We start from the raw sequence: 24,413 nt of genomic DNA, 5'->3' as shown, positions 1-24,413 counted from the left end.
GCGGGATTCCGCGGCCGTCGAGATCACGGGAGGACCTCGCCGAGAAAGGGCACGATCGAAGGCATCAGCGCGACCGGTTTCATCATCGGCGTCGCGTGATGTGCGCCCTCGATCGTCGCGTGTCGGGCTCCAATCAGCGTCGACAGCTCTCGCGTCCCGCTGTCCATGAACGGCGCACTCTTGCTTCCGAGGAGCACGAGAGAGGGCGCCCGGAGCCCGCTCCACCGGTCGCCGGTGAGAGGCGTTCCGTCCTGCAACCCTGCGCAGAGGCGCGTGTCATAGACGGCCGTCTGGGCCATCGCGACCATGGTCCGCCACGGGCCGATCATGAGTCGCATGGCGTGGATCATGAAGGAGGGTGCACCGAGGGCGACACGGTGGAACTCGCGAACCGCGTCCGCCCCCCGCCCCTCGTCGACCAGCTGCTGAAGGTGGTCGGCGAGGTCACGGGGGACGGGTGCGCGTCGATCGTCCACGATCACCGGGGGCTCGAAGGCGATGACGCCCGCGACCTTCTCGGGAAGAGCCGCCGCGGTGTCCACCGCGAGGATCGCGCCGGATGACGCTCCGAAGAGAGCAGCCCTGCCTCCGTGCGCATCGATGAGCGCCTCGATATCCGCGATCTCGCGAGCGATGCGCCAGGAGCCGACGTCCCCGCTGTCGCCGCGCCCTCGACGGTCATAGTTCACGACCGTGTGGCTCGCGGCGAGCAGGGCCGCGAGGCGACGGTTGTCGCGGAGGTCGGACAGCGCCTGCGCGACGAGGATGACGACCGGCCCGTCTCCGTGGCGCTCATACGAGATCTCCGTGCCATCCGCGGACACGACCTGGTGCAGGGAGGGATCGGGAGAAGAGTTCTTCTTCGGCATGATGATTCCGCTCTCTTCGAGAAGTGGGTGGTGTCAGCGGCGAGTCATCGTGGACGCGTATCCGCCGTCACCCGGGTAGACCCAGGCGCCGTCGAGTACACGATCGTCGTCACTGAAGGTGCCGGTGAAGGAGGCCGGGCTTCCCTTGGCTCCGGCCCAGATTGTGAGCGTGTCTCCCTCCAGCTCGTAGACGTAGTCGAGAGTGTTGCCCATCGAGTCGTAGAACCGGGAAGCGACATCCGTGCCGGCGGGCTCGCCGAACGGGCGGAGCTGACCGATGACCTCGATGCCGGTGATGGCCTGACCGAACTGCTCCAGCTCGACGTGCTGGAGCAGGAAGAACCGTCCGCCCATCCACTCGTACCGCACGACTCCCTCGGCGCCACCCGTCACCGTCCATTCCCCGACGAGCCTGTCGAGCGCCGTGACGGCGCTGCTGGGCGTGGGCTGCTCACCGAGGCCGTAACCGTCGATCTGCTCGGCGGTGACGTTCTCCAGCGTGTTCTCGTTCATGAGGTGTCCTTTCTCGTGCAGCCCGGCGGGCCGCTCTTGCAGATACCTCGGAGCCGAACGCTGCGGATTGACATCTGCGCGCGAATCCGTCGGAAGCGATCCGCCGGGCGCCCCCTCACACGTCGCGACCGCACGATGTCAAGATTCGTCGCGCGGCTCCGAGGTATCAGTGCAGAAACACTCGACCCAGAAGAGGAGCTCACAGTGACCACGAACTCAGCACCACGCCTCGCGCACAGGGAGATCAGCGCACTCCCTCGTTCGACCCGCCCCTTGCTGCTCGCGGGCGCATTCGCGGGACCGCTGTTCTATCTGTCCGCACTCGTGCAGATGCTCACGCGCCCCGGATTCGACATCCGCATCCACCCCCTCAGCCAACTCTCCACGGGAGACCTCGGCTGGATCCAGATCCTCACCTTCGTCCTGGTCGGACTGGGCCTGATCTGCCTGGCGGTCGGTCACCGGCGGGTCGTGACCGACGGGCTCGGCCGCGCCGCCATTCCGGTCCTCATCACCATCAGCGGGGCAGGCTTCATCGCCGCCGGCCTCTTCCCGCAGGACCCCGCGAACGGTTTTCCGCTCGGCGTGGCCGACGGCCCCGCGGCCGAACCCACCTGGCACGCTGTCATCCACATGGCGGCGGCGATCGTCGCTTTCACTGCCCTGGCCGTGGCGGCCGTCATCGCGCTCATCCGCGCCGTCCGCGAGCGGCGTGCGGTCGCAGCGATCGGGAGCGGCATCGTCGCGATCGCGCTCCTCGCTCCCGTCGCTCCCGACATCGCCAGCATCCAGGTGGCGATCACGGGGCTCTTCGCCTTCGGATGGTGCACCGCGACGGCCATCTCCCTGCTGAAGTCACCGCGTGTGTCTCGCTAGCCTGGACACTCGCCGACTCAAGGAGATGAGACCGTGAAGTTCCTCATTCTCGGCTACACGCCGAGCAGCAGTTGGGACGCCGCCACCGCGGATGCCCCCACCGAGGATGCGCTCGCTGCATTCGCTGCGTATCAGGAGTTCGAAGCGGAACTGCGCGCGACCGGGGAGTTCGTCAGCACCGAAGGGCTCGGACACCCCGCCGTGTCGACGACCGTGCGCAAGGTCGACGGAACGATCGTGATGACCGACGGTCCGTTCGTCGAGCTGAAGGAGGTCCTTGCGTCGTTCGCTGTCATCGATGTGTCCAGCGTGGAGCGCGCGAAGGACATCGTCGCACGGATGGTCGAGATGCTCGGCGAACCGATGGAGATCCGTCCCATCATGGGTGACGACTTCGCGTGACGGCTCGACCTGATGCGATCGAGGACCTGCTGCGCATGGAAGCGCCGCAGGTCCTCGGGGCGCTGGTTCGCCGCTTCGGTCACTTCGACATCGCCGAGGAAGCCACGCAGGACGCACTGCTCGCCGCAAGCCAGCAGTGGCGCCGAGACGCCCTCCCCGATCAGCCCCGGTCATGGCTGATCCGCGTCGCCTACCGCCGCATGGTCGACGCGCTGCGCGCCGAATCGGCCGACCGCCGCCGCGAAGAGCAGTACGTGGCCTCCGAACCGCACGCGTCCTTCTCGCACGCCGCCCCGGCCGACCACGACGACAGCCTGAACCTGCTGTTGCTGTGCTGTCACCCCGCCCTGTCGTCCGCCTCCCGCATCGCCTTGACGCTGCGCGCTGTGGGCGGGTTGACCACCGCGGAGATCGCGCATGCCTATGGAGTGACCGAGCAGACGATGGCCGTGCGGATCAGCCGCGCGAAGCAGCAGATCCGCAAGAGCGGCGCCCGCTTCGAGTTCGCGGCCGATGACGATCTCTCCGGCCGCCTGTCCGCGGTGATGCGGGTTCTGTACCTGATATTCAACGAGGGATACACGGTGACCACCGGAACCGAGCTCACCCGGACCGACCTGACCGGCGAGGCGATCAGACTCGCGCGACTCCTCCACGCCCTCGTTCCTGATGACCCGGAATCGACCGGACTTCTCGCGCTCATGCTGCTGATCGATTCGCGACGCGCGACGCGCTCCACCTCGAATGGCGACCTCATCCCCTTGCGTGACCAGGACCGCGCTCGATGGGATCTGGAGTCCATCCGAGAGGGATCCGACCTCATCCGTGCCGCGTGGTCCCAGGGGAACGTGGGAACCTACCGGCTGCAGGCCGCGATCGCCGCCGTCCATGCCTCCGCTCCCGTCGCCGAGCAGACCGACTGGGCACAGATCGCGGCTCTGTACCTGGCGCTCGAGCAGGTCGAACCCAGCGGACCCGTCCGGCTCGCACGAGTCGTCGCCGTGGCGCACGCTTTCGGGCCCGCGCGCGCCACCGCCCTGCTCGAGGAACTGGATCGCGAGCACGGACTGCTCCAACATCCCTTGACCCGACACCGTGCCCACGCGATCCGCGCACATCTCCGCGAAGCGGAGGGGGACCCGACTGCGGCGAGAGAGGACTTCCTCGCTGCGGCCGACATGACGACGAACGAACCCGAATCCCGATACCTCTCCCGAAAGGCATTCGGCGAGTGATACGTCCGTCGTGCGTTCCGGCCGGAATCCGACATCGGATCTCGGAGTCGCGTTGCGATCGGAACGCCCCTCGGCTCACTCCCTGATCGAGGCGAGGAGGATCCGCACGAGCGTCTCGTGCGCGTCAGCCTCGTCGATGCGCGAGGCGAGCACCGCGCTCGCGAGCACATCCGCCGAGGCGAACGCGGCCTCCAGGGCGATCGGATCGATGCTCTCGGCACCGACCACGCGGGCGAGGGCGGCGCGGCAGCGCTCGACGTACGCCCCCACCGACTCCTGCCGTATCCGCGCGAGCACGGGCGTGCCGTGGAGGGCGGCGACGACTCCCGCCACCTCCACGCCCTCGGCACGGGCGCAGGCGACGTAGCTCGTGGCGATGACCTCCACGACTCCTTCGACGTCGGGGCGGGCGCTCGCCAGCGCGGTCTCGAGCGAGGCGTCCTGGCGCTCGTCGAACTGTCGGTACAACGCGGCGAAAAGCCCCGATCGGTCACCGAAGTGCTCGTAGACGACGGGCTTCGTGATGCCCGCTCGGTCTGCGAGCGTGCCGAGGGTCAGCGCGTCTGCGCCCTCGGCACGGATCATCTCCCGTGCGACACTCAGCAGCTGCGCGCGACGGTCGGCCTTCGACAGTCGCGGTCGCGCGCCCGCTTTCGCCTTCGTCATCTCGCCCCTCGCGACCCATACTTACGATGAGTAAGTTACGGTTGGTAGGTACCAATCCTACCCCGTGCCATCGGCACCATCCACGATCCGAGGAGAGACATGACCGCCGACCTCCGGCCCACCACCCACTGGGTCTACGCGCACCCGCAGTCGGGATCCCTGAACCGGCAACTGTTCGAGGCAGGAGTCGAGGCACTCACGCCGCGCTACGACGTGCAGACCTCGGATCTGTACGCCCAGGGGTTCGACCCGTTGCTGGCGCAGCGCGACGTCGGCGGGCGCGAGGGGAACATCGTCGATCTGATGGGGGAGGTCCAGGAGAGCGGGCTCGTGCCCGACGACGTGCGCCTCGAACAGCGGAAGATGGAGGCCGCCGAACTGCTCGTGTTCCAGTTCCCGCTCTGGTGGTACGGCGCACCGGCGATCCTCAAAGGCTGGTTCGATCGGGTGTTCACCAACGGCTTCGCCTACGGCGGCGTCGACACGGAGACGGGGCTGCCGCTCCGCTACGGCGAGGGCGGCCTGAAGGGCAAGCGCGCGCTCATCATCGTGACGGCGGGCGAGGATGCGCGGAGCATCGGATCCCGGGGCGTCAGCGGTGACATCGATGCCCTGCTGTTCCCGATCACGCACGGCACGCTCTGGTACACGGGGATCGAATCACTCGATCTCCACGTCGTCCACGACGCCGACGCGCTCGATGCCGCGGCTGTCGCTTCGGAACGCGACCGGCTGACCACCCGGCTCGCGGGCATCCACGACGAAGTGCCCTCTCGGCCATACCGCGCCCTGCGCGACGGTGAGTATCGGGGCACGCGAGCGTTGCGCGCCGACATCCTCCCCGGACGAACCGATCTCGACATCCACCGCATCGACCGCGCGGGCGTCGCGAACGGCACCCGCTAGGAGAGTACGCCGTTCGGCGCGGGCGGGGTCGGATTCCTCGAGCGATACGCTCGCGGGTATGGGCTTCTCGGTGCTGGGTCTCGCGCTCAGCCTCGCCATCTTCGCTCCGAGCCTGTCACTCATCTGGTTTCCGCCCCGTCCTGCGTTGCCGACCGGCGCGGTGCCTCGTCCGCTGACGGTGCTGGAACGTGCGGGGCAGGCGCTCTGCGTGACGGTTCCCGCCATCACGGTGGGCGCCTCCGTGGGGTGGTGGTGGTTCCCGCTCGTCGCCGTGCTCGTGCTCGCGTACTGGGCGTTGTGGGTGCGATTCCTCGTCACCGGGCGTCGCCTTGAGGCGCTCTTCGGCCCCGCCTGGGGCGTGCCGGTGCCGATGGCGCTGCTCCCCGTCGCCGCGTTCCTCGCCGGCGCGGCGTGGCTGGAGAACCCCTGGGTGGCGATTGCCGCGGCGGTGCTCGCCGCCGGGCACATCCCCAGCTCGCTGATCACGGCGAGAGCTCGATAGCCCGGCCGGCAGGCGGAGACCCCGGAGAGCTCAGGTTCTACGACCGGGGCGCCGCCACCCGCAGCGCGTCGGCGGCGGCATCCATCGTGTCGGCGTTGAGCGAGAAGTACGCCCACTTGCCGCGCTGCTCGCGGGTGACGAGGCCGGCGTCCGCCAGGAGCTTCATGTGGTGGGAGACCGTGCCCTGCGAGAGGCCGACGGGCTCGGTCAGGTCGCAGATGCAGGCCTCGCCGCCGGCACCGGCAGCGATGAGGGACAGCAGCCGGACGCGCGTCGGATCGCCGAGCGCCTTGAAGACCCGCGCGACGCGCTCCGCATCCTCGACCGTCGGCGCGGCCGTGACACGCGGCACACAGCAGGCGGTCGCTTCGATGGTCGTCGGCAGGCTCATGAGTCCATCATCCCACGTATTGACAAACTTCGATAGATCGACGACAGTCGTCATATTGAAGATTCTCGATCTGAGGAGATGTGATGTCCGAGCTTCCCGTCGTCGTCATCGGAGCAGGCCCGCAGGGTCTCGCCGCAGCCGCGCACCTCGTCGAACGCGACGAGAACGTGATCGTCGTCGAGGGCGGGAACGGCCCCGCGTCCGCCGTCTCCGAGTGGGGGCACGTGCGCCTGTTCTCGGCATGGCCGGAACTCACCGACGCTGCTGCTCGCCGCCTGCTCGCGCCCACGGGGTGGACGGCACCGGCGAAGGGCTATCCGACCGGCGCGGAGTGGATTCGCGACTACCTGGCACCGCTCGCGGATGCTCTGGGCGAGCGGGTCCGCTACGCGACGACCGTGACCGGCGTCGCCCGGCAGGGGCGGGACAAGGTCGTCGACGGGGGACGCAAGAGCCAGCCCTTCGTGGTGCACACCGTCGATGGGGAGGGGCGCGAAGCCCGCCTCCTCGCCCGCGCCGTCGTCGACGCGAGCGGCACCTGGGATCTTCCGAACCCTGCGGGGGCGGACGGATTCCCGGCAGTCGGCGAGGCCGCAGCGTCGGACCGGATCTCGTACCGCATCCCGGCCGACGTGTCAGAGCTCTCGGATCGACATGTGGTCGTCGTCGGAGCCGGGCACTCCGCCACGCACGCCGTGCTGCGCCTGAGTGAGCTCGCACGACGCGCTCCGGGAACGCGCGTGACCTGGCTGCTGCGCCGAGGAAGCGCCGCCAACGTCTTCGGTGGCGGGATCGGGGACGAGCTTCCCGAGCGCGCCGCACTCGGCTCCCGCGCCCGGAAGGTCATCGACGAGGGGGTCGTGGAGTTGGTGACAGGGTTCCGCGTCGCCGAGTTCCGGCAAGGCGGCGACGGGCTGACGATCGTCGCGGAAGACGGCCGGGAGGTCACCGACGTCGGACACGTGTTCGCCCTCACCGGCTTCCGCCCGGACACCGGCATGCTGCGAGAGCTGCGGATCGACCTCGACACCGCACTCGAAGCGGTCGCGGGCATCGCCTCCGAGATCGACCCGAACATCCACTCCTGCGGCTCCGTGGGCGCGACAGGGGCGAGGGAGCTCGCCCAGCCCGAGCTCGGTTTCTTCATCGTCGGCGCGAAGTCGTACGGGCGCGCCCCGACCTTCCTCGCCCTGACCGGATACGAGCAGGTCCGCAGCGTCGCCGCGCACCTCGTGGGCGATCACGAGGCCGCGGGCCGCAACGAGCTGAGCCTGCCCGACACCGGCGTGTGCGGCGGAGCCGGCGGATTCGACGACTCGGCCGGCAGCTGCTGCGCTGCTCCGGCGACGCTGCAGATCGGCGCGCGCCCGGTCGCCGTGGGCTGATCGGCGCTTCCTGAGGAGCCGCTCGCCCGCTCCTTCTCGTACACCTCAGCTGCCCTTCACCTCGTCGTCAGAACCCGCGAGCCGTCGGTAGCGGCGATTGCGGGCCCCGAGGAGCACGGATGCTCCGACGGCCGCGATGACGGAAGCGGTCAGGATGGCGACCTTGGCATGGTCGTGGTGCTCGCTCGTGACGGCGAAGCTCAGCTCAGCGACCAGAAGCGACACCGTGAATCCGATGCCGGCGAGGAGGCCGACGCCGATGATGTCGATCCATCTCAGGGACGGGTCGAGGTTGATGCGACGGATCCTGGTGATGATCCAGGTCGCCGCGGTGATGCCGAGCGGCTTCCCGATCACCAGGGCGAGGACGATGCCGACCACCACGGGGTCTGCGAAAGCCGACACGAATCCCTCCCCGCCGCCGATCGCCACACCCGCCGAGAAGAACGCGAAGACAGGCACCGCGAAACCGGCCGACAGCGGGCGGAACCGATGCTCGAAGACCTCGGCGAGCCCGGGACCGGCATCCGGTCCGCGGTCGGCCTTCTTGTGGAGCACGGGGATCATGAAGCCGAGCAGCACACCGGCGATCGTGGCGTGGATGCCCGAGGCATGGACGAGAGCCCAGGCGACCACGCCGATGGGCAGCAGGATCAGCCACGCGGCGGTCGGGCGCAGATGGAAGAAGTCGCGGTACCGCTGCGCGATCACGCCGTACACCGCGATCGCGATGAACGCGAGCACCAGCGGCAGGATCTCGATCGTCTCCGTGTAGAACAACGCGATGATGCCGATGGCGATGAGGTCGTCGACGACGGCCAGGGTGAGCAGGAAGATCCGCAGTGCGCTCGGGAGGTGCGATCCGATGAGGGCGAGCACGGCCACGGCGAAAGCGATGTCGGTCGCGGTCGGGATCGCCCACCCGTGGGATTCCTCGGCGGACCCGGCCACCACAGCCAGGTAGATCACGGCGGGGACGATCACGCCACCCACGGCCGCCACGATCGGGACGACGGCCGTGCTGAACTTGCGCAGGTCCCCGGCGACGAACTCCCGCTTGAGTTCGAGGCCGACGAGGAAGAAGAAGATGGCGAGCAGCCCGTCTGCGGCCCAGGCGCCGAGACTCAGCCGCAGGTGCCAGGGCTCGTATCCGATCTCGAAGTCCCGCAGCGCGAAGTACGACTCCGCCCAGGGCGAGTTCGCCCACAACAGGGCGATCGCCGCGAGCGCGACGAGGAGGATTCCCCCGACGGCCTCCTTGCGGAGGATCGCGCCGATGCGGCGCGACTCAGCGCGCGAGGCGGAGGGGAAGACGGAGCGGACTCTGGCGAGACGCGAGGAAGGCTTGTCCATGAGGGAGCTTTCGGGTCGACGAGCGGGCATTCGTCGACCAGGCTTCCCGACACTCCGCTTCCCAGTTTAGCCGGACCGCTCTCCGCCTCCCCTGGGAGTGGTCGCCGACACCGTTCGCTCCGAAGGTGACGAACGGGTGAATACTGCTGCGTAGAATTGAATCTGATATAGACGGGTGTCAATATAGACACATGTCGAATCAAGGCCCCTCGTGAGCACCGCGACCGCACCCGTCACCACCACGCCGGCCACGCGCCGCCTGTCCACCCTCGACCGGTGGCTACCGCTGTGGATCGGCCTCGCCATGGTCGGCGGCATTCTCATCGGCCGCTTCATCCCCGGCGTCTCCGACCTGCTCGCCCGCCTCGAGGTCGGTGGCATCTCGATCCCCATCGCCCTCGGTCTGCTGGTGATGATGTACCCGGTGCTCGCGAAGGTCCGCTACGACAGGGTCGCCGCCGTCACCGGCGACAAGAAGCTGCTCGTCTCCTCTCTGATGCTCAACTGGCTCGTCGGCCCGGCGCTGATGTTCGTCCTCGCCTGGGCGCTCCTCCCCGACCTGCCCGAGTACCGCACCGGTCTCATCATCGTCGGACTCGCCCGCTGCATCGCCATGGTCGTCATCTGGAACGACCTCGCCTGCGGCGATCGTGAGGCGGCGGCCGTGCTCGTCGCCATCAACTCGGTGTTCCAGGTCGTCGCGTTCTCACTCCTCGGCTGGTTCTACCTGACCGTGCTCCCCGGCTGGCTCGGACTGGACTCGCAGGGCTTGGACATCTCGATCGGCCAGATCGCGCTGAACGTGCTGATCTTCCTCGGCATACCCCTCGTCGCCGGATTCGCCTCCCGATTCCTCGGCGAGCGCGCGAAGGGACGCGACTGGTACGAAGACCGCTTCCTCCCGGAGATCGGCCCCTGGGCGCTCTACGGCCTCCTCTTCACCATCGTGCTGCTGTTCGCGCTGCAGGGCGAACAGGTCACGAGCCGCCCCTGGGACGTCGCGCGGATCGCACTGCCACTGCTGGCGTACTTCGCGATCATGTGGTTCATCGGACTCTTCACCGGCAAGGCGCTGGGGCTCGGATACGCCCGCTCGACGACGCTGGCCTTCACCGCCGCCGGCAACAACTTCGAACTCGCCATCGCCGTCGCCATCGGCACGTTCGGCGCGACATCCGGCCAGGCTCTCGCGGGGGTCGTCGGTCCTCTCATCGAAGTACCTGTTCTCGTCGGACTCGTCTACGTCTCGCTCTGGGCAGCCCGCCGCTGGTTCCACACCGATCCATTCACCGCCGAGAGGATGCCGTCATGAACGTCACGCTGACGACCGCAGCTGACACCTGCAGCCCCGTCGCCACCCACGCCATCGGGTTGGAGGCAGCCTCGACGGTGGCAGCAACGCTGAAGGCGCTGTCGGATCCGCTGCGACTGCGGATGCTGTCCGCCATCGCCTCCGACCCGCGCGGCGAGTCGTGCGTCTGCGACCTGGCCGAGCTCGCCGACGTCTCCCAGCCCACGGTCTCCCACCACCTCAAGGTGCTGAAGGACGTCGACGTCCTCACCTCGGAGCGCCGGGGAACCTGGGTCTGGTATCGGATCAACCCGACGCGGCGCAGCGCCGTCACCGCGCTGCTCGATTCGTTCGCACCCGCCTCGGTCGCACCGTGGAGCGCCTCCGCCGAAGACGATCAGCGCCGGCCTGACTTCGACGCCCGGGTGACCCGTCTCGCCGAGGAGCTCGCCGCAGAGGTTCCCGAGTTGGATCCCGACGTCGTGCTCACGACCGTCCGCGAGTCGTACACCGCACTCGCGCGGAGTGCCCGGGTGACGTCGTCGCTCGTGCCGCTCACCGAGCGCTTCGCCCGCCAGCGCCTCGCCGACCTGACCCGCGACCGCGATGCGTCCGTGCCGCAGGTGCTGTTCGTCTGCGTCGCCAACGCCGGGCGTTCGCAGCTCGCCGCCGCGCTCGTCAACAAGCTCGCCGCAGGCAGGGTCGTCGCACGCTCGGCGGGGTCCGCACCCGGCGACGTCATCCACCCGCACGTCCGCTCGCTGCTCGCCGAGATCGAGGGCGACGCGGCCGCCGAGCGCTTCCCGAAGCCGCTCACCGACGACGCCGTCCGCGCCGCCGACGTCGTCATCACGATGGGCTGCGGCGACGTCTGTCCCGTCATCCCCGGCGTCCGCTACGACGACTGGGCGGTCGGCGACCCCGCCCTCGCCTCGCGCGAAGGCGTCGAGGCCATCCGCGACGACATCGCCGGGCGCGTACGCGCGCTCGTCGACGACCTTCTCCCCGACCACACCTCTCCGAAGGAGCAGTCATGACCGACACGACCACCAAGCCCTCCGTCCTCTTCGTCTGCGTGCACAACGCCGGACGCTCGCAGATGGCCGCAGGTTTCCTCCGCGACATCGCCGGCGACCGCATCGAAGTCCGCTCCGCCGGCTCGATGCCCGCCGATCAGATCAACCCGACCGCCGTCGCGGCGATGGGCGAGCTCGGCATCGACATCACCGCCGAACAGCCCAAGGTGCTGACCACCGAGGCCGTGCAGGCCTCCGACGTCGTCATCACCATGGGCTGCGGCGACGCGTGCCCGTTCTTCCCCGGCAAGCGCTACGAGGACTGGAAGCTCGACGACCCGGCCGGCCAGGGCATCGACGCGGTCCGGCCGATCCGCGACGAGATCCGCGCGCGCATCGAGCAGCTGGTGAGCGAACTGGTCTGAGGGTCGGACCGCGGGCCCCCTGCTTCACGGCCGTTGCCGCACCGGCACGACTCGCGGGACGAGCCGCACGAAGACCACCATGGCGATCAGCTCGACGAGCGTCTGCGTCACGACGGCGAGCGGCGCAAGCGCAAAGGTCGCCGGCAGCGCGAGGGCGAGCGGAAGCACGACCAGCGAGTTGCGGGTGGCGCCCGAGAACACAACAGCGCGCGTGCGGGCGACGTCGAGGCGCGCTGTTCTGCCGGCGACGACGCCGACGGGGATCATGATCACGGCGAAGGCGACATAGAGCGGAATCGTCGCGAGCAGTGCGGGGAGCTGCCGGCCGACGCCGGAGATCTGCGAGGCGACGACGACCGTGAGCGTGAGCATCATCAGCGGCACCATCGCGCTCTGGGCCGCGTCGCTCAGAGCTCGCCCCGCGCGCGTGCGCGACGCCGCGTACTGGGTGAGGCCTGCAGCCGCGAGGGGCAGCACGATCAGCAGGAGGAACGCGTCGAGGAACGGGGCGAGGTCGACGACGTCGATCAACTCGGGGCCGACGAAGAGCCACAGATACAGGGGCAACAGCAGCATCTGACCCAGCATCAGGATCGGCGCAGCCGCGAGCAGCCGCTCCTTCGCCCCTCCGGCGAGCCCGGTGAACACGATGACGTAGTCGACGCACGGCGTCAGCAGGACGAGCAGCACGCCGATCAGCAGCGCCTGATCGTGGGCGACGAAACGGGACAGGCCGAACACGATCACGGGCACGATCACGAAGTTCACGACCAGCAGCACGGCGAGGAATCGGACGTCGCGGAATGCGCGTCCGATCGACGAGAACGGGACGCCGAGGAACGTCGCGTACAGCAGCAGCCCGAGGACGGGGGTGATGGCGAGCTCCAGCGGATGCGCGACGGCGGGCGCCCGGAGGCCCACGACGACACCGATCACGATCGCCGCGAGATAGAGGACGATCTGGTGTCGCTCCCCCCAGGCGACGATTACGCTCACGCCCCCAGCATGCCGGGCGATCGGGAGCCGCGCGAATCGGATGCCGGGGAAAGGTCAGACCCGCTCGCGGATCGCCGTGACCTCGTCCGCACTCTGACCCGCGCCCTCGCGGCCCCGTCCCACATTCATTCACGTGAATCCATCACCGATATTCAGGCGTAGGCTGGAGAGAAGGACGGACCGTCCGAGAAGATCTCCCGGCCCCGTGCCCGCCCGGAAGTGGAGTCACTCGTGGCTCAGTACGACGTCTCGAACCGCTCGGCGATCGTGACGGGAGCAGGCAGCGGAATCGGCCGCTCGACCGCTCTCCTGCTGGCGAAGAACGGCGCATCGGTCGTGGTCAACGACCTGAACGCCGAGCACGCGAACGCGGTCGTCGAAGAGATCCGCGCGGCCGGCGGCATCGCCGAGGCCTCGATCGGTGACGCGACGGATGCGGCGTGGATCGCCTCTTCGGTCGAACTCGCGAACACCCTCGCCCCGCTGCGCATCGGCGTCAACAACGCCGGCATCGGCGGCGCATCCGCCCCCACCGCGGAGTACGAGGACGAGGCCTGGGACAAGGTCATCGCCATCAACCTCAACGCGGTGTTCCGCAACATGAAGGCGCAGATCCCGTCGATCCTCGCGAACGGCGGCGGATCGGTCGTGAACATCGCCTCGATCCTCGGCAGCGTCGGCTTCGCCGGATCCCCCGCCTACGTCACGGCCAAGCACGGCGTGGTCGGCATGACCAAGTCGGCCGCGCTCGAGTACTCGGCGCAGGGCGTGCGCGTGAACTCGGTGGGCCCCGGCTTCATCGACACCCCGCTGCTGGCGAACATGGGTGACGAGGCGAAGGACTTCCTCGTGTCGAAGCACCCGATCGGACGCCTGGGCCAGGCCGACGAGGTCGCGAACCTCATCGTGTTCCTCGCCAGCGACGCCGCGAGCTTCGTCACCGGCAGCTACCACCTGGTCGACGGCGGATACACCGCCCTCTGATCGAATGGCATCCGGTCCCGGGACCCGATTCCCGGTGACCGGATGCCATCCACAGCGACGTACCCCCCGAAACGTCGCTGTGCACCTCCCGCCCGCGGGCCGCACCGCTTTGCCCAGGATGCGCCGGCGAGGGAGGCGAGTCTGCAGTCAGGCGACCGCGTGCATGGTCGGGAGCGCGGACCACAGCGGCGCGAAGTCGATGTCTGTGAGGTCCAGCCCCCCGGCCGTGCTCGCCGCGGCCATCATCTTGACCAGCATCGGCCGCTCGAGCTCGACGTCCTCATCGAGCGTGAAGCGCACCGGGATCGACGCGTGCATCCACAGCGTCTCGGTGGCCGCACCCGCCGTGCGCAGCGTGAGCGGAAACGACTCGCCGCGGCGCAGCTTGGTGACGGTGACGAGCCTCAGGTGCGCGAGCACCCGATCGTCCACCTCCACGATCTGCGAATCACCGGCGTAGCTGAGCTGACCCATGGCACCCCCTCGAGAAATATCTTCATCAATTAGATTACTAGTTTAACTAGCTAAATGGTAACCGACGTATCGGGGGCCTCTCCGACCGTCATCGATCGCCACAGACCGTCACCGACGGAGGCGGCGCGGGGCGAGGAGCCGAAGCTAGCTCCGGGACGACTCTGCGAGCTCGGAGATCTCCTCCGTGAGGCGACGGAGGAACCGGGAGATCACGGAGAGCTGCTCCGGCGTGAATTCGCTCTCGATGTCGGCGACCCGCCGGGAGATCTCGTCTGCGGGCGAGTGCAGGTCGCGCAACGACGGGCGGAGGATCTTCGACCGTGCGTCATCCGGGTGCACGGAGACGACGATGTGCCCGCGTGCGGTGAGCCGGCGGATCAAGGCGGTGACCGCTGCGGTGCTCACCCCCAGATGCTGGGCGAGATCGCCGGGCGTGACCGGCCGGTCAAGGGGCGCATCCGCGATGAAGCCCATGGCAGCACGGTCGGTCTCATTGGGCTGACGCTCGGCTGCGAGACGGCGTCCGAGCCTGGCGTCGACGCGGCGCAGAGCCTCGACTTCGCGCGCGAGTTCCCGCGTCGCGATCTCCAGCTTCGCCCCCATCACACCCTCGCCTTCCCCTGGCGGCCCATGTTACCTCGATCGCCTGATTACCGGTTCGTCTAGCGAAATCGGTCGATCATCAGGGGCTTCCGACGATGAGAGGATGGAATCACGACGAGAAGGGACGTCATGGTCGAGCCCATAGACCTCACGGACGAGCGGTACATCGGCTTCGCCGACCTGCTCGATCACCTCCACGCGCAGTTCCCCACCGTCGCCCGGGATCGCATCGCGCGCATCATCGAGGCCGAGAACGACGCCATCACCGGCGGCTTCCTCCTCGTCGTCCCCGCCGAGGTGGCGACCGGCGCGATCGAGATGCTCGAACTCAGCACGGCACGCACCCTCGACGACGGAGAGGGGGTGGCGTGATGGCCGAACCTCAGGACCACGCCCGCTCCGGATACTGGTACCCCGACGGCGAGAGCACGAGCACCATCGACGTGCTGAACATGCTGCGCCGCTACCGCGCAGCGGAGACCGCGATGCGTGAGCGCACCCGCATCTCCATGGGCATGAACGAGACCGACCTCATGGCCCTGCGATTCCTCCTGCGGGAGCAGCGGGCCGGCAGGATCGTGCGCGCGATCGACATCGCCCGGATGCTCAACATCTCGACCGCATCGACCACGACGCTCATCGACCGCCTCGAGAAGGGCGGTCATGTCCGCCGTGAGGCGCACCCCACCGACCGCCGGGCAGGGGTCGTCGTCCCGACCGTCAGCAGCGATGAAGAGGTGCGCGCCACGCTGGGGGCGATGCACCACCGCATGCTCACGCTCGTCGACGAGCTCTCCGACCAGGAGCGGGCCGTCGTCACCCGGTTCCTCGCCGGGATGACGGCTGCGATCGAAGAGGCATCCGACCTCGACGAGGAGCTGCGCGACGTGATCCGCGACCAGGCGGGGCCCGAAGCGGAGTGACGGCTACAGGCCTTCCGCGATCTCCTTGATCGCGGCGAGGCGACGGTCCCACTCACGGCCGATCACGTCGAGCTTCGCCGCGGTGGCGGAGAGCTCGGCGCCGACGACGCGGAAGCGCACTTCCCGTCCGACGCGCACGGGTTCGACCAGGCCGACCTCCTGCAGGACGGCGAGGTGCTTCGCGATCGCCTGTCGAGACACCGGAAGGCGCCCGGCGAGGGCGGATGCCGAAGCATCCCCCTCGCCGAGAGCCGTCAGGATGCTCCAGCGCGTCTCGTCCGCGAGCGCCGCGAACATGGGCAGCAGGGTTCCTGTGGTCACGCTTCGCCTTCCACCAGGGCGACCATCTTGTCGAGCTCCAGGTCCCAGCCGGTACGGTGCGACTCGAGGTTGCCGCGCGGGTCGGACGTGCGCTCGAAGCCGCTCTCGACGACCGTCAGGCGCGTGCCGCCGTCGGCCTCTTCGAGCGTGAAGGTGAAGACGGTCGAGGTCGACTCGTCGATGCTGTCGGGGAGCTTCCCGAGGGCGTCGTCGTTGTTCCAGCGGTACGTGATGCGCCGCGGCTCGTCGTACTCGTCGACCCGCAGCGGGATCACGTCGTAGTCGGGGAACGTCATCGTGCCGGTCGCGCCGACGCCGGTGCCGTCGAGCACGGTGCGCCCGAACCAGCGGGAGATGTGCTCGGGTTCGGCGACGGCTCGCCACACCTTCTCGACGGGGGCCGCGATCTGGATGCTGCGCCGGACGGAGAAGGTCTCCTCATCGACGACGGATGCCTCGTTGTGGGTCATGTTCACCATGATGGATCCTTTCGGGGTCTCGCGCTGGCCGGTCGACCAACTGCAACCTCAGAGTTGCACACTGGTTCCGGTTGCGCAACCCCCGAGTTGCAGTTTCCAGGGTCACGGCATCCGCACCCGGGCTCCGACCCACCTCCGTCCCGCGCCACTTGCAGGACCGATTCACGGATGCAGGACGAAACACCGCGGATCCGTCCTGCATCCGTGCATTCGTCCGACATCTGCACGCGAGTCGGGGACGGACGGGACGGATGCCGGGGCGGATGCCGGATGCCGGGGACGGATGCCCACTACCCCCGCGGGCGGCGCTTCTCCAGGAACCCGGCGAGCAGCACGGCGACGAGGGCGGCGACCGGGGCGACGAGCAGCCCGGCGCGCAGGCTCTCGGTCTCGGCGATGTACCCCACGAACGGGGGCGACAGCAGGAACCCGAGGCGCAGCAGCCACGACACGACCGTGAGCCCGACGCCCGCCCGCAGCCCCGGCAGCTCGTCGGCGGCATGCATCGCCGCGGGGATGAGGGTCGCGATGCCGAAGCCGACGGCCGCGAACCCGAGGATCGTGCCCGGCACGGTCGGGAAGGCGAGCGCGAGCGTCATGCCCACCGCCGCGATGATGCCGCCCACTCGCGCGACCCAGCGCTGCCCGAACCGGTCGGTGAGCGGGTCGCCGAGCATCCGGCCGATGAACTGCGCCCCGACCAGGGCGATGAAGCCGAGCGGGGCGATCGCCGCCGCGGCCCCGAGCGAGTCGGCGAGGTACAGGGTCGCCCAGGAGTTTCCGGCATCCTCGGCGACGGCGCCGGCCATCGCGATGAGGGTGAGCGCGATGATCGCGATCACGGTGCGCGGGGTCACGTGGCGACGCAGTGCCCCCGTCACCTCGGCGGGGGCGGCGACGGCATCCGTCTCGGTCTCGTCGTCACGGCCGGGGAGGCAGAACCGCAGGGCCACGAGGGCGACGGTCGCGAACACGGCGGTCGAGATGCCGAGGTGCACACCCAGGGGCAGCTGCAGGGCGATCGCGACGGCGGCCATCGCCCCACCGATCACGGCGCCGATCGACCAGATCGCGTGGAATCCGTTGATGATCGAGCGTCCGTAGCGCCGCTGCACGCGGAGGCCGTGGGCGTTCTGCGCGACATCCGTGATGGCGTCGGATGCTCCGCCGAGGAACAGCGCGACGGCGAACAGCACCCCCGAAGGGGCGAGGGCGGCGGAGAGCAGGCCGATGCTGGTGAGCACGGTGCCGATCACGGCGATGCGCGCCGAGCCGAACCGGCGGATCAGCACCGCGGCCAGGAGCCCCGCGGCGATGGCACCCGCAGGGAACGCGGCGATCGCGAAGCCGTAGCCGAGGTTGTCGAGTCCGAGTCCGGCCTTGATCTCCGGGTAGCGCGGCAGGATGTTCGCGAACAGCGCCCCGTTGGTCAGGAACAGGGCGGAGACGGCGATGCGGGCGCGCCGGGACGCTCGGTCCGGAGCCGTTCGTCGAATCGATTCGATTGAAGCCATGTCTACGATCGTAACGGCCCGGCGCGTACTCCCTATCCGCACAGACTCGTCGCCACAACCCCGTACCCGCCACCCCCTGGCCGTCGTACGCTCGACCCATGGCCCCACTCACCCAGCCCACCGGCGACGAAGAGGCGCTGCGCGCCCTCCCCCGCGACGACGGATCGGCGCCGCGCGCGCTCGTGCTCGGCGCGACCGGATACGTCGGTGGGCGACTCACCCCGCGGCTGCTCAACGCCGGATATCGCGTGCGGGTGCTGGCACGCGATGCCGCGCGCGCGGCATCCTTCCCCTGGGGTCCCGACTGCGAGATCGTCGAAGGATCGGCCGACGACGCGGATGCTGTCGCCGCAGCCATGGACGACGTCGACGTCGTGTACTACCTGATCCACTCGATGACCGCCGGCAAGGGGTTCGAGGAGAGCGACGAGCGCGCGGCGACGACGGTGGCCGAGGCCGCGGCCCACGCGGGTGTGCGGCGCATCGTCTACCTCGGCGGACTGCATCCGGACGACGTGAAGCTGTCACCCCATCTGCGCTCCCGCGTGCGTGTCGGCGAGATCTTCCTGCAGTCCGGCGTGCCGACGCTCGTGCTGCAGGCGGGGGTCGTGATCGGGTCGGGGTCGGCGTCGTTCGAGATGATCCGTCACCTCACCGACGTGCTGCCGTACATGCCGGCGCCGAAGTGGGTGCGCAACCGCATCCAGCCGATCGCCGTGCGCGACGTGCTGCACTACCTGCTCGGCGCCGCCCGAGTCGACGCCGACGTGAACCGCGCGGTCGACATCGGCGGACCCGACGTGCTGCGCTACGGACAGATGATGAACGGCTACGCGGTCGAGGCCGGTCTGCCCCAGCGTGCGATCGCCGCGCTGCCCGTGCTGACTCCCGGTCTCGCCTCGCACTGGGTCAACCTCGTGACGCCGGTTCCCCGCTCGATCGCCCGCCCGCTCGTGGCGTCGCTGCAGAACGAGTGCATCATGAAGGACCACGCGGTCGACGAGCTGATCCCGCAGCCGGAGGGCGGCCTGACACCGTATCGACGAGCCGTCGACCTGGCGCTCGGGCGGGTCGACGCCGACGCGATCGAGACGAGCTGGCAGGATTCCGAGGTCTCGGGCGCCCCCAGCGACCCGCTGCCGAGCGACCCGGACTGGGCGGGCCGCACGGTCTTCACCGACGCGCGCACGCTCGTCACCTCGGCATCCGTCGACCGGCTGTGGTCCGTGGTGCTGGGCATCGGTGGAACGAACGGCTGGTACTCCTCGCGGTTCCTCTGGGCGGTGCGCGGGCTGATGGACCGCGTGGTCGGCGGGGTGGGCCTGCGCCGCGGTCGCCGTAGTCAGACGGTCGCCCGCGTGGGCGACGCGATCGACTTCTGGCGCGTCGAAGCCGTCGAGGAACCAGGCGCGGCGACCGAATCATCGGCGGCGAGCGGTGGGCTGCTGCGGCTCCGTGCCGAGATGAAGGTGCCCGGCGAGGCCTGGCTCGAGCTGCGTGCGCTCCCCGACGCCGCCGGCGCCCGCTACGAGCAGCGGGCGATCTTCTTCCCGCGCGGGCTCAGTGGGCGCCTGTACTGGCTCGCGGTGCTGCCCTTCCACGGGCTGATCTTCGCCAGCATGGCCTCGCGGATCACCGCTGCGGCCGAGAGCGCCTGACGCCGGGGATGCCGGGGAATCACGACTCCCGCGGTCGCTCCCCGTCCGGCGCTGCATCCGCCGCCGCATCCGGCGCTGCATCGTCGAGCGCGGCGTCGACCACGGCATCCACCTCGGCGGGCGGGATGATGTCGATGGCCTCGGTCGCTGCCTCGTAGACCTCGGCCAGCGTCTCGTCGACGGTCGACTCGTCGATCCAGGCGAGGTCGTCCTCCGAGTGGTCGTACTCGACGGGGACGAGCGCGAAGTCGTCGCCGTACTCCTCCAGCCCGGCCATGACGCTGTGCCGCACGGCAGCACGGGCGTAGCGCTCGCGCAGGATCAGCGGATCGCGCCGCAGATCCTTCATGAACGCGATCATCATGAACGCCATGATGATCGCGAACGGCAGGGCGGCGATGATCGTCACGTTCTGCAGCGACTTCAGCCCGCTCCCCTCCTCGCCGGTGACGAGCAGGACGGCCGCGATCACGCCGACCAGGACACCCCAGACGACCGCGACCCAGCGCGCCGGCTCGGGGCGGCCTTGCTGCGAGAGGGTGCCCATGACGAGCGACGCGGAATCCGCGCCGGTGACGAAGAAGATCGCGATCAGCAGGATGAGCACGATGCTCGTGATCAGCGGGAACGGCAGGTTCTCGAGCACGCCGAACAGCACTTCCTCCGGCGGATCGACGGCGAGGTTCGCGCCGTCCATCTGCTGCTGGATGGCCGTGGTGCCGAAGATCGCGAACCAGATGAGCGAGATGACCGAGGGCACCACGATGACGACCGACACGAACTGGCGCAGGCTCCGGCCGCGCGAGATCTTCGCGATGAACATGCCGACGAACGGCGACCACGAGATCCACCATGCCCAGTAGAAGATGGTCCAGCTCGACAGGAACGTCTGCGCGGCCTCGCCCTGCGATGCCGACCGGCCGATCATCTGCGGCAGGTCGCCGATGAACTGCACGGCGACCGAGGGGATCACGTTGAGGATGAGCAGCGTCGGTCCGACGAAGAACACGAAGAACGCCAGCAGCAGCGCGACGACGGCGTTGATGTTCGACAGCGCCCGGATGCCCTTGGAGACGCCCGAGACTGCCGAGGCGATGAAGCACGCGGTGAGCACGGCGATGACCGCGATGAGGATGCCGTTGCCGAGCGGGCCGGCGCCGCTGACGATCTCGACGCCGTGCCCGATCTGCAGGGCGCCGAGGCCGAGGGATGCTGCGGTTCCGAAGAGCGTGACGATGATCGAGAAGATGTCGATCGTGCGGCCGAGGGGTCCGGCCGTGCGGCCCTCGCCCAGCAGCGGGGCGAAGATCGACGAGATCAGCGGGGTGCGGCCGCGGCGGTAGGCGCCGTAGGCGATCGCACCACCGACGAGCGCGTAGAACGCCCACGCCTGCGGGCCCCAGTGGTACAGCACCTGCGTCTGTGCCGTGTGCATGGCGTCGAGGGTGCTCGCCTCGACCGTGCCGGGCGGCGGGCTCTCGAAGAAGGTGAGCGGCTCGGCCGCGCCCCAGAACACCAGGCCGATGCCCATGCCGGCGGCGAACAGCATCGAGATCCACGAGAACATCGAGTACTCGGGCTCTTCATCGTCGCGGCCGAGCGGGATGCGTCCGTAGCGGCTGAAGCCGACGAACAGCATGAACACCAGGATGATCGTGGCGATGGTCGTGAAGAAGAACCCGAAGTACTCCACCACCCAGGCGAGCACGGCCGAGGTCGTGCCGGAGAGGTTGTCACCGGCGAACACGCCCCACGCGATGAAGGCGACCGTGAGCGCCACCGCGACGCCGAACACGAGTGCGTCGGTGCGGTAGGTGCGGCCGGTCTCCTCGACCGAGACGCCGGGCACGAGGGCCGGATGCACGCTGCGCGGCGGGACGGCCGCGATGTCGCGGACGATCTTCTTCGCGGCCTCGGTGGCCTTGGCCGGGAGGCGGTTCACGCCCGTGCTGACGGCATCCGTGCGGGGGCGCTGCGGGGTGCTTCCTGCGGAGCGTGCGGGCGGCTTCTCGTCAGGGGTCTCCATGGCACACCATCCTGTCACGCGATATGCCGATGCGTGGATGCGAAAACCCAGGCCAGCCGTGCGATCCGCGGCGCGTCGGGGCTCGACGCGCCGCGCGGATACCGGATGGTCCGGGCTTCCCGGGCGTGCCGCGGCTACCGCGGGCTCCGGCTACCGCGGGCCGCGGCGACCGACGCCGGCGAACACCGAGTGCAGCAGCGGCAGGGCCGAGACGCAGATCAGGGTGATGCCCAGCGGAGGCAGCGAGGGGACGAGCAGGGCACCGCCCACGAGCAGCGCCGCGAACAGCACTCCCGAGGCGATGCGACGCGCGATGCCCTCGAGCCGATCGAGGCGACGCTCGAGCCGCGAGGTGTCGAACGACACGTTGCCGTCGTCGATGCGGGTGATGATCCGGTCGATGCGGCCGGGCAGCTGCCAGGTCGTCGCCATCGTGTCCATCGCCTGGCCCGCGAAAGCCTGCACGATGTTGCCGCTCTCGTCGCGCAGCAGGCGTGCGGCGTAGGGCTCGGCGGCATCCCACACGTTGAACGCCGGGTCGAGTCCGCTGCACATGCCCGAGGTCAGCGAGACCGCGCGGATGAGCAGCAGCATGTTCTCGGGCAGCTGCAGCGGGAGCGAGCGCACCATGTCGCCGAACTCCTCCGCGAAGTCGCGGAACTCCCGGGGATCGACCTTGCTGAGTTCGGCGAAACCCATGCCGCCGAAGCGGGCGAACAGCGCGCTCAGAGCACGTTCGAGCTCGTTGGTGTCGGCCGACGGCAGCAGGACGCCGATCTCCTGGGCGGCGGCGACGAGGCCGCGGCTGTCACGCCCGGCGACCGCGATCAGGAGCGTGCGCAGCCCGTCGCGGAGACTGTCGGGAACCTCGGCCATCATCCCGAAGTCGATGAACGTGAGCTGGAAGTTCCGCCCCGACTCGCCTGCGCCCGCGGGGACCGGCGTCACGAAGATGTTGCCGGGGTGCGGGTCGGCGTGCACGAAGCTGTGCGTGAACACCTGGTCGAACATGACCTCGGCGAACACCGCGGCGACCTCGGAGGGGTCGATGCCGGCGGCGCGCAGCGCATCCGTGTCATTGATCTTGATCGCGGTGACATCGGAGAGGGTGAGCACCCGACGGGTCGACCGCTCCCACACGATCTCGGGCGCGGCCACGCGCGGGTCGTCGGCGAAGTTCTCGCGGAACCGCTCGGCGCTCGCGGCTTCGTGCAGGTAGTCGATCTCCTCGAGGCTGGTCGCGGCGAACTCCTCGACGAGTGCGGGCGCATCGACCCGGTCGGCGACGAGGCGCACGCGGGTCAGCCAGCGGGCGACCCGGCGGAGCGCGGCGAGGTCGACCGCGACGATTCCGTCGATGCCCGGCCGCTGCACCTTGACGACGACGTGGCCGAGTCCGGTGTCGGCCGCGTCGAGTGCCGAGAGCCGGGCCCGGTGCACCTGACCGAGGGAGGCCGCCGCGACCGGAGTGTCGTCGAACCACGCGTAGGCCCGCTCGAGCGGGATGCCGAGTTCGGCCTCGGCGAGCGCGCGAATGGCCGCGGTGGGCACCGCCGGAACCTCGTCCTGCAGCCCCTCGAGCTCTTTCGTGATCTCGGGCGGCAGCACGTCGAGGCGCGACGACATGAACTGTCCGACCTTGATCATGAGACCGCCGAGTTCGACCGCGAGCACATGGAAGCGACGCGCGAACGTCTGCATCCGCTGGCCCCGCGTGCGCTCGGCGACCCGGCTCATGCCGAGCCGCGGGAGCACCAGCTCGAACCACCAGATCTTCAGGAACTCCCGGCCCGCGAACGACACGATGCGGCGGTACCTGGCGCGGTGGGCGCCCTGTGCCGCGGCATCCGTCATCGCGTGGTCCTCTCGCAGGCCCTCACCCGATGCCGCACTGCGCGGTCAGTCCTGCGCGAGGATCGAGTACAGCCTACGGCGGGCTTCGTCGAGGATCTCGATGGTCTGCTGCACCTGCTCGGGAGAACCGCTGCGACCGACCTGCGCTGCGGCGGCGGCGAGGTCGACGCCCGCCTTGGGCAGCGCACTGAAGCGGGCGCTGTCACGGTGGCCGTCCTTGCCGGACGACTCCCACGGGGCCGGGGTCTCGGAGCTCTCGTCGGCGACGGCGCGGCCGGCCTCGGTGAGCGAGTAGGTCTTGCGGCCGTTCTGCTCCTCGGCCTCGATGAGTCCTTCATCGGCGAGCAGCTGCAGCGTGGGGTACACGGAGCCGGCACTCGGCTTCCAGGTGCCACCGCTGCGCTCGGCGATCTCGTTGATGATCTGGTAGCCGTGCATCGGCTTCTCGGCAAGCAGGGAGAGCACGGCCGTGCGGACATCGCCGCGGGCCATGCGCGAGCCGCCGGACGGGCGGGGCTCGAACGACTTGCGGAGCTGGTCCATCGCCTCGAAGATCGCGGATGCCGGACCGCCGGGGCCCGTGCCGAAGCCGGCGCCGCCGAAGAGGCCGCCGGGGCCGCCGTTGTTCCCGGAGCCGCTGGTGCCGCCGAACGGGTTGGAGGGGAATGCGTTGTTCATGATGACCTCCTGATGGGGTGAACGATACTCAACGATATGTCGTTCACCCTGAGGATGGGGTGGGAGTTTCAGG

General features: G+C 69.3%; 27 protein-coding genes. 13 read left to right on the top strand and 14 right to left on the bottom strand.

Going from position 1 to position 24,413, the window contains the following annotated elements; translation table 11 throughout:
• Positions 1–23: 23 nt before the first annotated feature.
• On the bottom strand, positions 24–869 hold the full coding sequence (locus ACCO44_RS01785; protein ID WP_372468047.1) for an alpha/beta fold hydrolase: 846 nt from the start codon (positions 867–869) through the stop codon (positions 24–26).
• A 33-nt stretch (positions 870–902) separates the two neighbouring features.
• Positions 903–1,382 carry a hypothetical protein gene (locus ACCO44_RS01780; RefSeq protein ID WP_029264055.1) on the bottom strand — a complete coding sequence of 160 codons (480 nt, stop codon included), beginning with the start codon at positions 1,380–1,382 and terminating at the stop codon, positions 903–905.
• 204 nt (positions 1,383–1,586) lie between these two features.
• Here ACCO44_RS01780 and ACCO44_RS01775 point away from each other — a divergent pair, with 204 nt between their 5' ends.
• Genes ACCO44_RS01775 through ACCO44_RS01765 form a run of 3 tightly spaced genes read left to right on the top strand, consistent with a single transcriptional unit; the run spans position 1,587 to position 3,895 of the window.
• On the top strand, positions 1,587–2,258 hold the full coding sequence (locus ACCO44_RS01775) for a DUF998 domain-containing protein (protein WP_051662425.1): 672 nt from the start codon (positions 1,587–1,589) through the stop codon (positions 2,256–2,258).
• A gap of 33 nt (positions 2,259–2,291) precedes the next feature.
• The gene (locus tag ACCO44_RS01770) at positions 2,292–2,660 is read left to right on the top strand and encodes a YciI family protein (RefSeq protein WP_372468044.1); all 369 of its coding nucleotides are present in this window, start codon (positions 2,292–2,294) and stop codon (positions 2,658–2,660) included.
• On the top strand, positions 2,657–3,895 hold the full coding sequence (locus ACCO44_RS01765; protein WP_372468042.1) for an RNA polymerase sigma factor: 1,239 nt from the start codon (positions 2,657–2,659) through the stop codon (positions 3,893–3,895). The genes ACCO44_RS01770 and ACCO44_RS01765 overlap by 4 nt, the downstream gene beginning before the upstream one ends.
• A 75-nt stretch (positions 3,896–3,970) precedes the next feature.
• On the opposite strand, the gene ACCO44_RS01760 is transcribed toward ACCO44_RS01765, so the two are convergent.
• A complete protein-coding gene (locus ACCO44_RS01760; RefSeq protein ID WP_372468040.1) occupies positions 3,971–4,561 on the bottom strand; it encodes a TetR/AcrR family transcriptional regulator in 591 nt (196 codons plus the stop codon).
• A 99-nt stretch (positions 4,562–4,660) separates the two neighbouring features.
• Between ACCO44_RS01760 and ACCO44_RS01755 the strand changes: the two genes are divergently transcribed.
• Positions 4,661–5,467: an NAD(P)H-dependent oxidoreductase gene (locus ACCO44_RS01755; RefSeq protein WP_372468038.1), complete on the top strand. Its 807-nt coding sequence runs from the start codon at positions 4,661–4,663 to the stop codon at positions 5,465–5,467.
• Between the two features lie 58 nt (positions 5,468–5,525).
• A complete protein-coding gene (locus ACCO44_RS01750) occupies positions 5,526–5,969 on the top strand; it encodes a hypothetical protein (RefSeq protein WP_372468036.1) in 444 nt (147 codons plus the stop codon).
• 37 nt (positions 5,970–6,006) lie between these two features.
• Here ACCO44_RS01750 and ACCO44_RS01745 read toward each other — a convergent pair whose 3' ends face one another.
• Positions 6,007–6,360 (bottom strand): helix-turn-helix transcriptional regulator, encoded by a 354-nt coding sequence (locus ACCO44_RS01745; protein WP_167633803.1) that lies wholly within the window; start codon positions 6,358–6,360, stop codon positions 6,007–6,009.
• Positions 6,361–6,443: 83 nt separating this feature from the next.
• Here ACCO44_RS01745 and ACCO44_RS01740 point away from each other — a divergent pair, with 83 nt between their 5' ends.
• Positions 6,444–7,745, top strand: a complete 1,302-nt coding sequence (locus tag ACCO44_RS01740; RefSeq protein ID WP_372468035.1) for an NAD(P)-binding domain-containing protein — start codon at positions 6,444–6,446, stop codon at positions 7,743–7,745.
• Between the two features lie 45 nt (positions 7,746–7,790).
• On the opposite strand, the gene nhaA is transcribed toward ACCO44_RS01740, so the two are convergent.
• A complete protein-coding gene (gene nhaA / locus ACCO44_RS01735; RefSeq protein ID WP_372468034.1) occupies positions 7,791–9,098 on the bottom strand; it encodes a Na+/H+ antiporter NhaA in 1,308 nt (435 codons plus the stop codon).
• A gap of 304 nt (positions 9,099–9,402) precedes the next feature.
• Between nhaA and arsB the strand changes: the two genes are divergently transcribed.
• From arsB to ACCO44_RS01720, 3 genes are read left to right on the top strand one after another with little or no spacing between them, the layout of a single operon-like run.
• Complete coding sequence (arsB, locus tag ACCO44_RS01730; RefSeq protein ID WP_372469436.1) at positions 9,403–10,410, top strand: ACR3 family arsenite efflux transporter; 1,008 nt, start codon at positions 9,403–9,405, stop codon at positions 10,408–10,410.
• Entirely contained in the window at positions 10,407–11,426 is a 1,020-nt protein-coding gene (locus ACCO44_RS01725; protein ID WP_372468033.1) for a metalloregulator ArsR/SmtB family transcription factor, read from the top strand. Before arsB ends, ACCO44_RS01725 begins: the two co-directional genes overlap by 4 nt.
• Positions 11,423–11,830, top strand: coding sequence for an arsenate reductase ArsC (locus tag ACCO44_RS01720; RefSeq protein ID WP_372468031.1), 408 nt, complete (start codon positions 11,423–11,425; stop codon positions 11,828–11,830). The genes ACCO44_RS01725 and ACCO44_RS01720 overlap by 4 nt, the downstream gene beginning before the upstream one ends.
• 24 nt (positions 11,831–11,854) lie before the next feature.
• Here the strand turns inward: ACCO44_RS01720 and ACCO44_RS01715 are convergent, their stop codons facing one another.
• Positions 11,855–12,826, bottom strand: a complete 972-nt coding sequence (locus tag ACCO44_RS01715; RefSeq protein WP_372468030.1) for an arsenic resistance protein — start codon at positions 12,824–12,826, stop codon at positions 11,855–11,857.
• A gap of 231 nt (positions 12,827–13,057) precedes the next feature.
• Between ACCO44_RS01715 and ACCO44_RS01710 the strand changes: the two genes are divergently transcribed.
• Positions 13,058–13,810, top strand: a complete 753-nt coding sequence (locus ACCO44_RS01710) for an SDR family NAD(P)-dependent oxidoreductase (RefSeq protein ID WP_372468028.1) — start codon at positions 13,058–13,060, stop codon at positions 13,808–13,810.
• Positions 13,811–13,957: 147 nt separating this feature from the next.
• On the opposite strand, the gene ACCO44_RS01705 is transcribed toward ACCO44_RS01710, so the two are convergent.
• Both ACCO44_RS01705 and ACCO44_RS01700 read right to left on the bottom strand, forming a co-directional pair.
• Positions 13,958–14,284 (bottom strand): hypothetical protein, encoded by a 327-nt coding sequence (locus tag ACCO44_RS01705; RefSeq protein WP_029264028.1) that lies wholly within the window; start codon positions 14,282–14,284, stop codon positions 13,958–13,960.
• A gap of 144 nt (positions 14,285–14,428) precedes the next feature.
• On the bottom strand, positions 14,429–14,887 hold the full coding sequence (locus tag ACCO44_RS01700; protein WP_029264027.1) for a MarR family winged helix-turn-helix transcriptional regulator: 459 nt from the start codon (positions 14,885–14,887) through the stop codon (positions 14,429–14,431).
• 129 nt (positions 14,888–15,016) lie between these two features.
• On the opposite strand from ACCO44_RS01700, the gene ACCO44_RS01695 reads away from it, so the two are divergent.
• Together ACCO44_RS01695 and ACCO44_RS01690 are read left to right on the top strand one after the other, a co-directional pair.
• Entirely contained in the window at positions 15,017–15,259 is a 243-nt protein-coding gene (locus ACCO44_RS01695; protein ID WP_091033026.1) for a hypothetical protein, read from the top strand.
• On the top strand, positions 15,259–15,810 hold the full coding sequence (locus tag ACCO44_RS01690; RefSeq protein WP_029264025.1) for a MarR family winged helix-turn-helix transcriptional regulator: 552 nt from the start codon (positions 15,259–15,261) through the stop codon (positions 15,808–15,810). The genes ACCO44_RS01695 and ACCO44_RS01690 overlap by 1 nt, the downstream gene beginning before the upstream one ends.
• 3 nt (positions 15,811–15,813) lie before the next feature.
• Here the strand turns inward: ACCO44_RS01690 and ACCO44_RS01685 are convergent, their stop codons facing one another.
• From ACCO44_RS01685 to ACCO44_RS01675, 3 genes are all read right to left on the bottom strand, one after another.
• Entirely contained in the window at positions 15,814–16,131 is a 318-nt protein-coding gene (locus ACCO44_RS01685) for a metalloregulator ArsR/SmtB family transcription factor (protein WP_308737015.1), read from the bottom strand.
• The gene (locus ACCO44_RS01680) at positions 16,128–16,610 is read right to left on the bottom strand and encodes an SRPBCC domain-containing protein (protein WP_372468026.1); all 483 of its coding nucleotides are present in this window, start codon (positions 16,608–16,610) and stop codon (positions 16,128–16,130) included. The genes ACCO44_RS01685 and ACCO44_RS01680 overlap by 4 nt, the downstream gene beginning before the upstream one ends.
• Before the next feature lie 290 nt (positions 16,611–16,900).
• The gene (locus ACCO44_RS01675; RefSeq protein WP_372468024.1) at positions 16,901–18,124 is read right to left on the bottom strand and encodes an MFS transporter; all 1,224 of its coding nucleotides are present in this window, start codon (positions 18,122–18,124) and stop codon (positions 16,901–16,903) included.
• A 98-nt stretch (positions 18,125–18,222) separates the two neighbouring features.
• On the opposite strand from ACCO44_RS01675, the gene ACCO44_RS01670 reads away from it, so the two are divergent.
• Positions 18,223–19,782: an SDR family oxidoreductase gene (locus ACCO44_RS01670; protein ID WP_372468023.1), complete on the top strand. Its 1,560-nt coding sequence runs from the start codon at positions 18,223–18,225 to the stop codon at positions 19,780–19,782.
• Between the two features lie 19 nt (positions 19,783–19,801).
• On the opposite strand, the gene ACCO44_RS01665 is transcribed toward ACCO44_RS01670, so the two are convergent.
• The 3 genes from ACCO44_RS01665 to ACCO44_RS01655 form a co-directional block, all read right to left on the bottom strand.
• Positions 19,802–21,808 (bottom strand): BCCT family transporter, encoded by a 2,007-nt coding sequence (locus ACCO44_RS01665; RefSeq protein WP_372468021.1) that lies wholly within the window; start codon positions 21,806–21,808, stop codon positions 19,802–19,804.
• Positions 21,809–21,958: 150 nt separating this feature from the next.
• On the bottom strand, positions 21,959–23,662 hold the full coding sequence (locus ACCO44_RS01660) for an AarF/ABC1/UbiB kinase family protein (protein ID WP_262003115.1): 1,704 nt from the start codon (positions 23,660–23,662) through the stop codon (positions 21,959–21,961).
• Positions 23,663–23,707: 45 nt separating this feature from the next.
• Positions 23,708–24,340: a PadR family transcriptional regulator gene (locus ACCO44_RS01655; RefSeq protein ID WP_029264018.1), complete on the bottom strand. Its 633-nt coding sequence runs from the start codon at positions 24,338–24,340 to the stop codon at positions 23,708–23,710.
• Positions 24,341–24,413 lie beyond the last annotated feature (73 nt).

The sequence above is a fragment of the Microbacterium maritypicum genome (genome assembly GCF_041529975.1).
Lineage (GTDB): Bacteria > Actinomycetota > Actinomycetes > Actinomycetales > Microbacteriaceae > Microbacterium.
Note: the sequence above shows the minus strand (reverse complement) of the source record. Positions and strands in the feature narration are given on the sequence as shown.

What these genes read in the sequence shown, in the direction of transcription:
- ACCO44_RS01745 (WP_167633803.1), bottom strand. Translation starts at nt 6,360, where the DNA reads ATGAGCCTGCCGACGACCATCGAAGCGACCGCCTGCTGTGTGCCGCGT.
- ACCO44_RS01755 (WP_372468038.1), top strand. Translation starts at nt 4,661, where the DNA reads ATGACCGCCGACCTCCGGCCCACCACCCACTGGGTCTACGCGCACCCG.
- ACCO44_RS01675 (WP_372468024.1), bottom strand. Translation starts at nt 18,124, where the DNA reads ATGGCTTCAATCGAATCGATTCGACGAACGGCTCCGGACCGAGCGTCC.
- ACCO44_RS01740 (WP_372468035.1), top strand. Translation starts at nt 6,444, where the DNA reads ATGTCCGAGCTTCCCGTCGTCGTCATCGGAGCAGGCCCGCAGGGTCTC.
- nhaA (WP_372468034.1), bottom strand. Translation starts at nt 9,098, where the DNA reads ATGGACAAGCCTTCCTCGCGTCTCGCCAGAGTCCGCTCCGTCTTCCCC.
- ACCO44_RS01780 (WP_029264055.1), bottom strand. Translation starts at nt 1,382, where the DNA reads ATGAACGAGAACACGCTGGAGAACGTCACCGCCGAGCAGATCGACGGT.
- ACCO44_RS01760 (WP_372468040.1), bottom strand. Translation starts at nt 4,561, where the DNA reads ATGACGAAGGCGAAAGCGGGCGCGCGACCGCGACTGTCGAAGGCCGAC.
- ACCO44_RS01695 (WP_091033026.1), top strand. Translation starts at nt 15,017, where the DNA reads ATGGTCGAGCCCATAGACCTCACGGACGAGCGGTACATCGGCTTCGCC.
- ACCO44_RS01700 (WP_029264027.1), bottom strand. Translation starts at nt 14,887, where the DNA reads ATGGGGGCGAAGCTGGAGATCGCGACGCGGGAACTCGCGCGCGAAGTC.
- ACCO44_RS01655 (WP_029264018.1), bottom strand. Translation starts at nt 24,340, where the DNA reads ATGAACAACGCATTCCCCTCCAACCCGTTCGGCGGCACCAGCGGCTCC.
- ACCO44_RS01660 (WP_262003115.1), bottom strand. Translation starts at nt 23,662, where the DNA reads ATGACGGATGCCGCGGCACAGGGCGCCCACCGCGCCAGGTACCGCCGC.
- ACCO44_RS01725 (WP_372468033.1), top strand. Translation starts at nt 10,407, where the DNA reads ATGAACGTCACGCTGACGACCGCAGCTGACACCTGCAGCCCCGTCGCC.
- ACCO44_RS01750 (WP_372468036.1), top strand. Translation starts at nt 5,526, where the DNA reads ATGGGCTTCTCGGTGCTGGGTCTCGCGCTCAGCCTCGCCATCTTCGCT.
- ACCO44_RS01720 (WP_372468031.1), top strand. Translation starts at nt 11,423, where the DNA reads ATGACCGACACGACCACCAAGCCCTCCGTCCTCTTCGTCTGCGTGCAC.
- ACCO44_RS01665 (WP_372468021.1), bottom strand. Translation starts at nt 21,808, where the DNA reads ATGGAGACCCCTGACGAGAAGCCGCCCGCACGCTCCGCAGGAAGCACC.
- ACCO44_RS01670 (WP_372468023.1), top strand. Translation starts at nt 18,223, where the DNA reads ATGGCCCCACTCACCCAGCCCACCGGCGACGAAGAGGCGCTGCGCGCC.
- ACCO44_RS01680 (WP_372468026.1), bottom strand. Translation starts at nt 16,610, where the DNA reads ATGGTGAACATGACCCACAACGAGGCATCCGTCGTCGATGAGGAGACC.
- ACCO44_RS01705 (WP_029264028.1), bottom strand. Translation starts at nt 14,284, where the DNA reads ATGGGTCAGCTCAGCTACGCCGGTGATTCGCAGATCGTGGAGGTGGAC.
- ACCO44_RS01690 (WP_029264025.1), top strand. Translation starts at nt 15,259, where the DNA reads ATGGCCGAACCTCAGGACCACGCCCGCTCCGGATACTGGTACCCCGAC.
- arsB (WP_372469436.1), top strand. Translation starts at nt 9,403, where the DNA reads ATGGTCGGCGGCATTCTCATCGGCCGCTTCATCCCCGGCGTCTCCGAC.
- ACCO44_RS01785 (WP_372468047.1), bottom strand. Translation starts at nt 869, where the DNA reads ATGCCGAAGAAGAACTCTTCTCCCGATCCCTCCCTGCACCAGGTCGTG.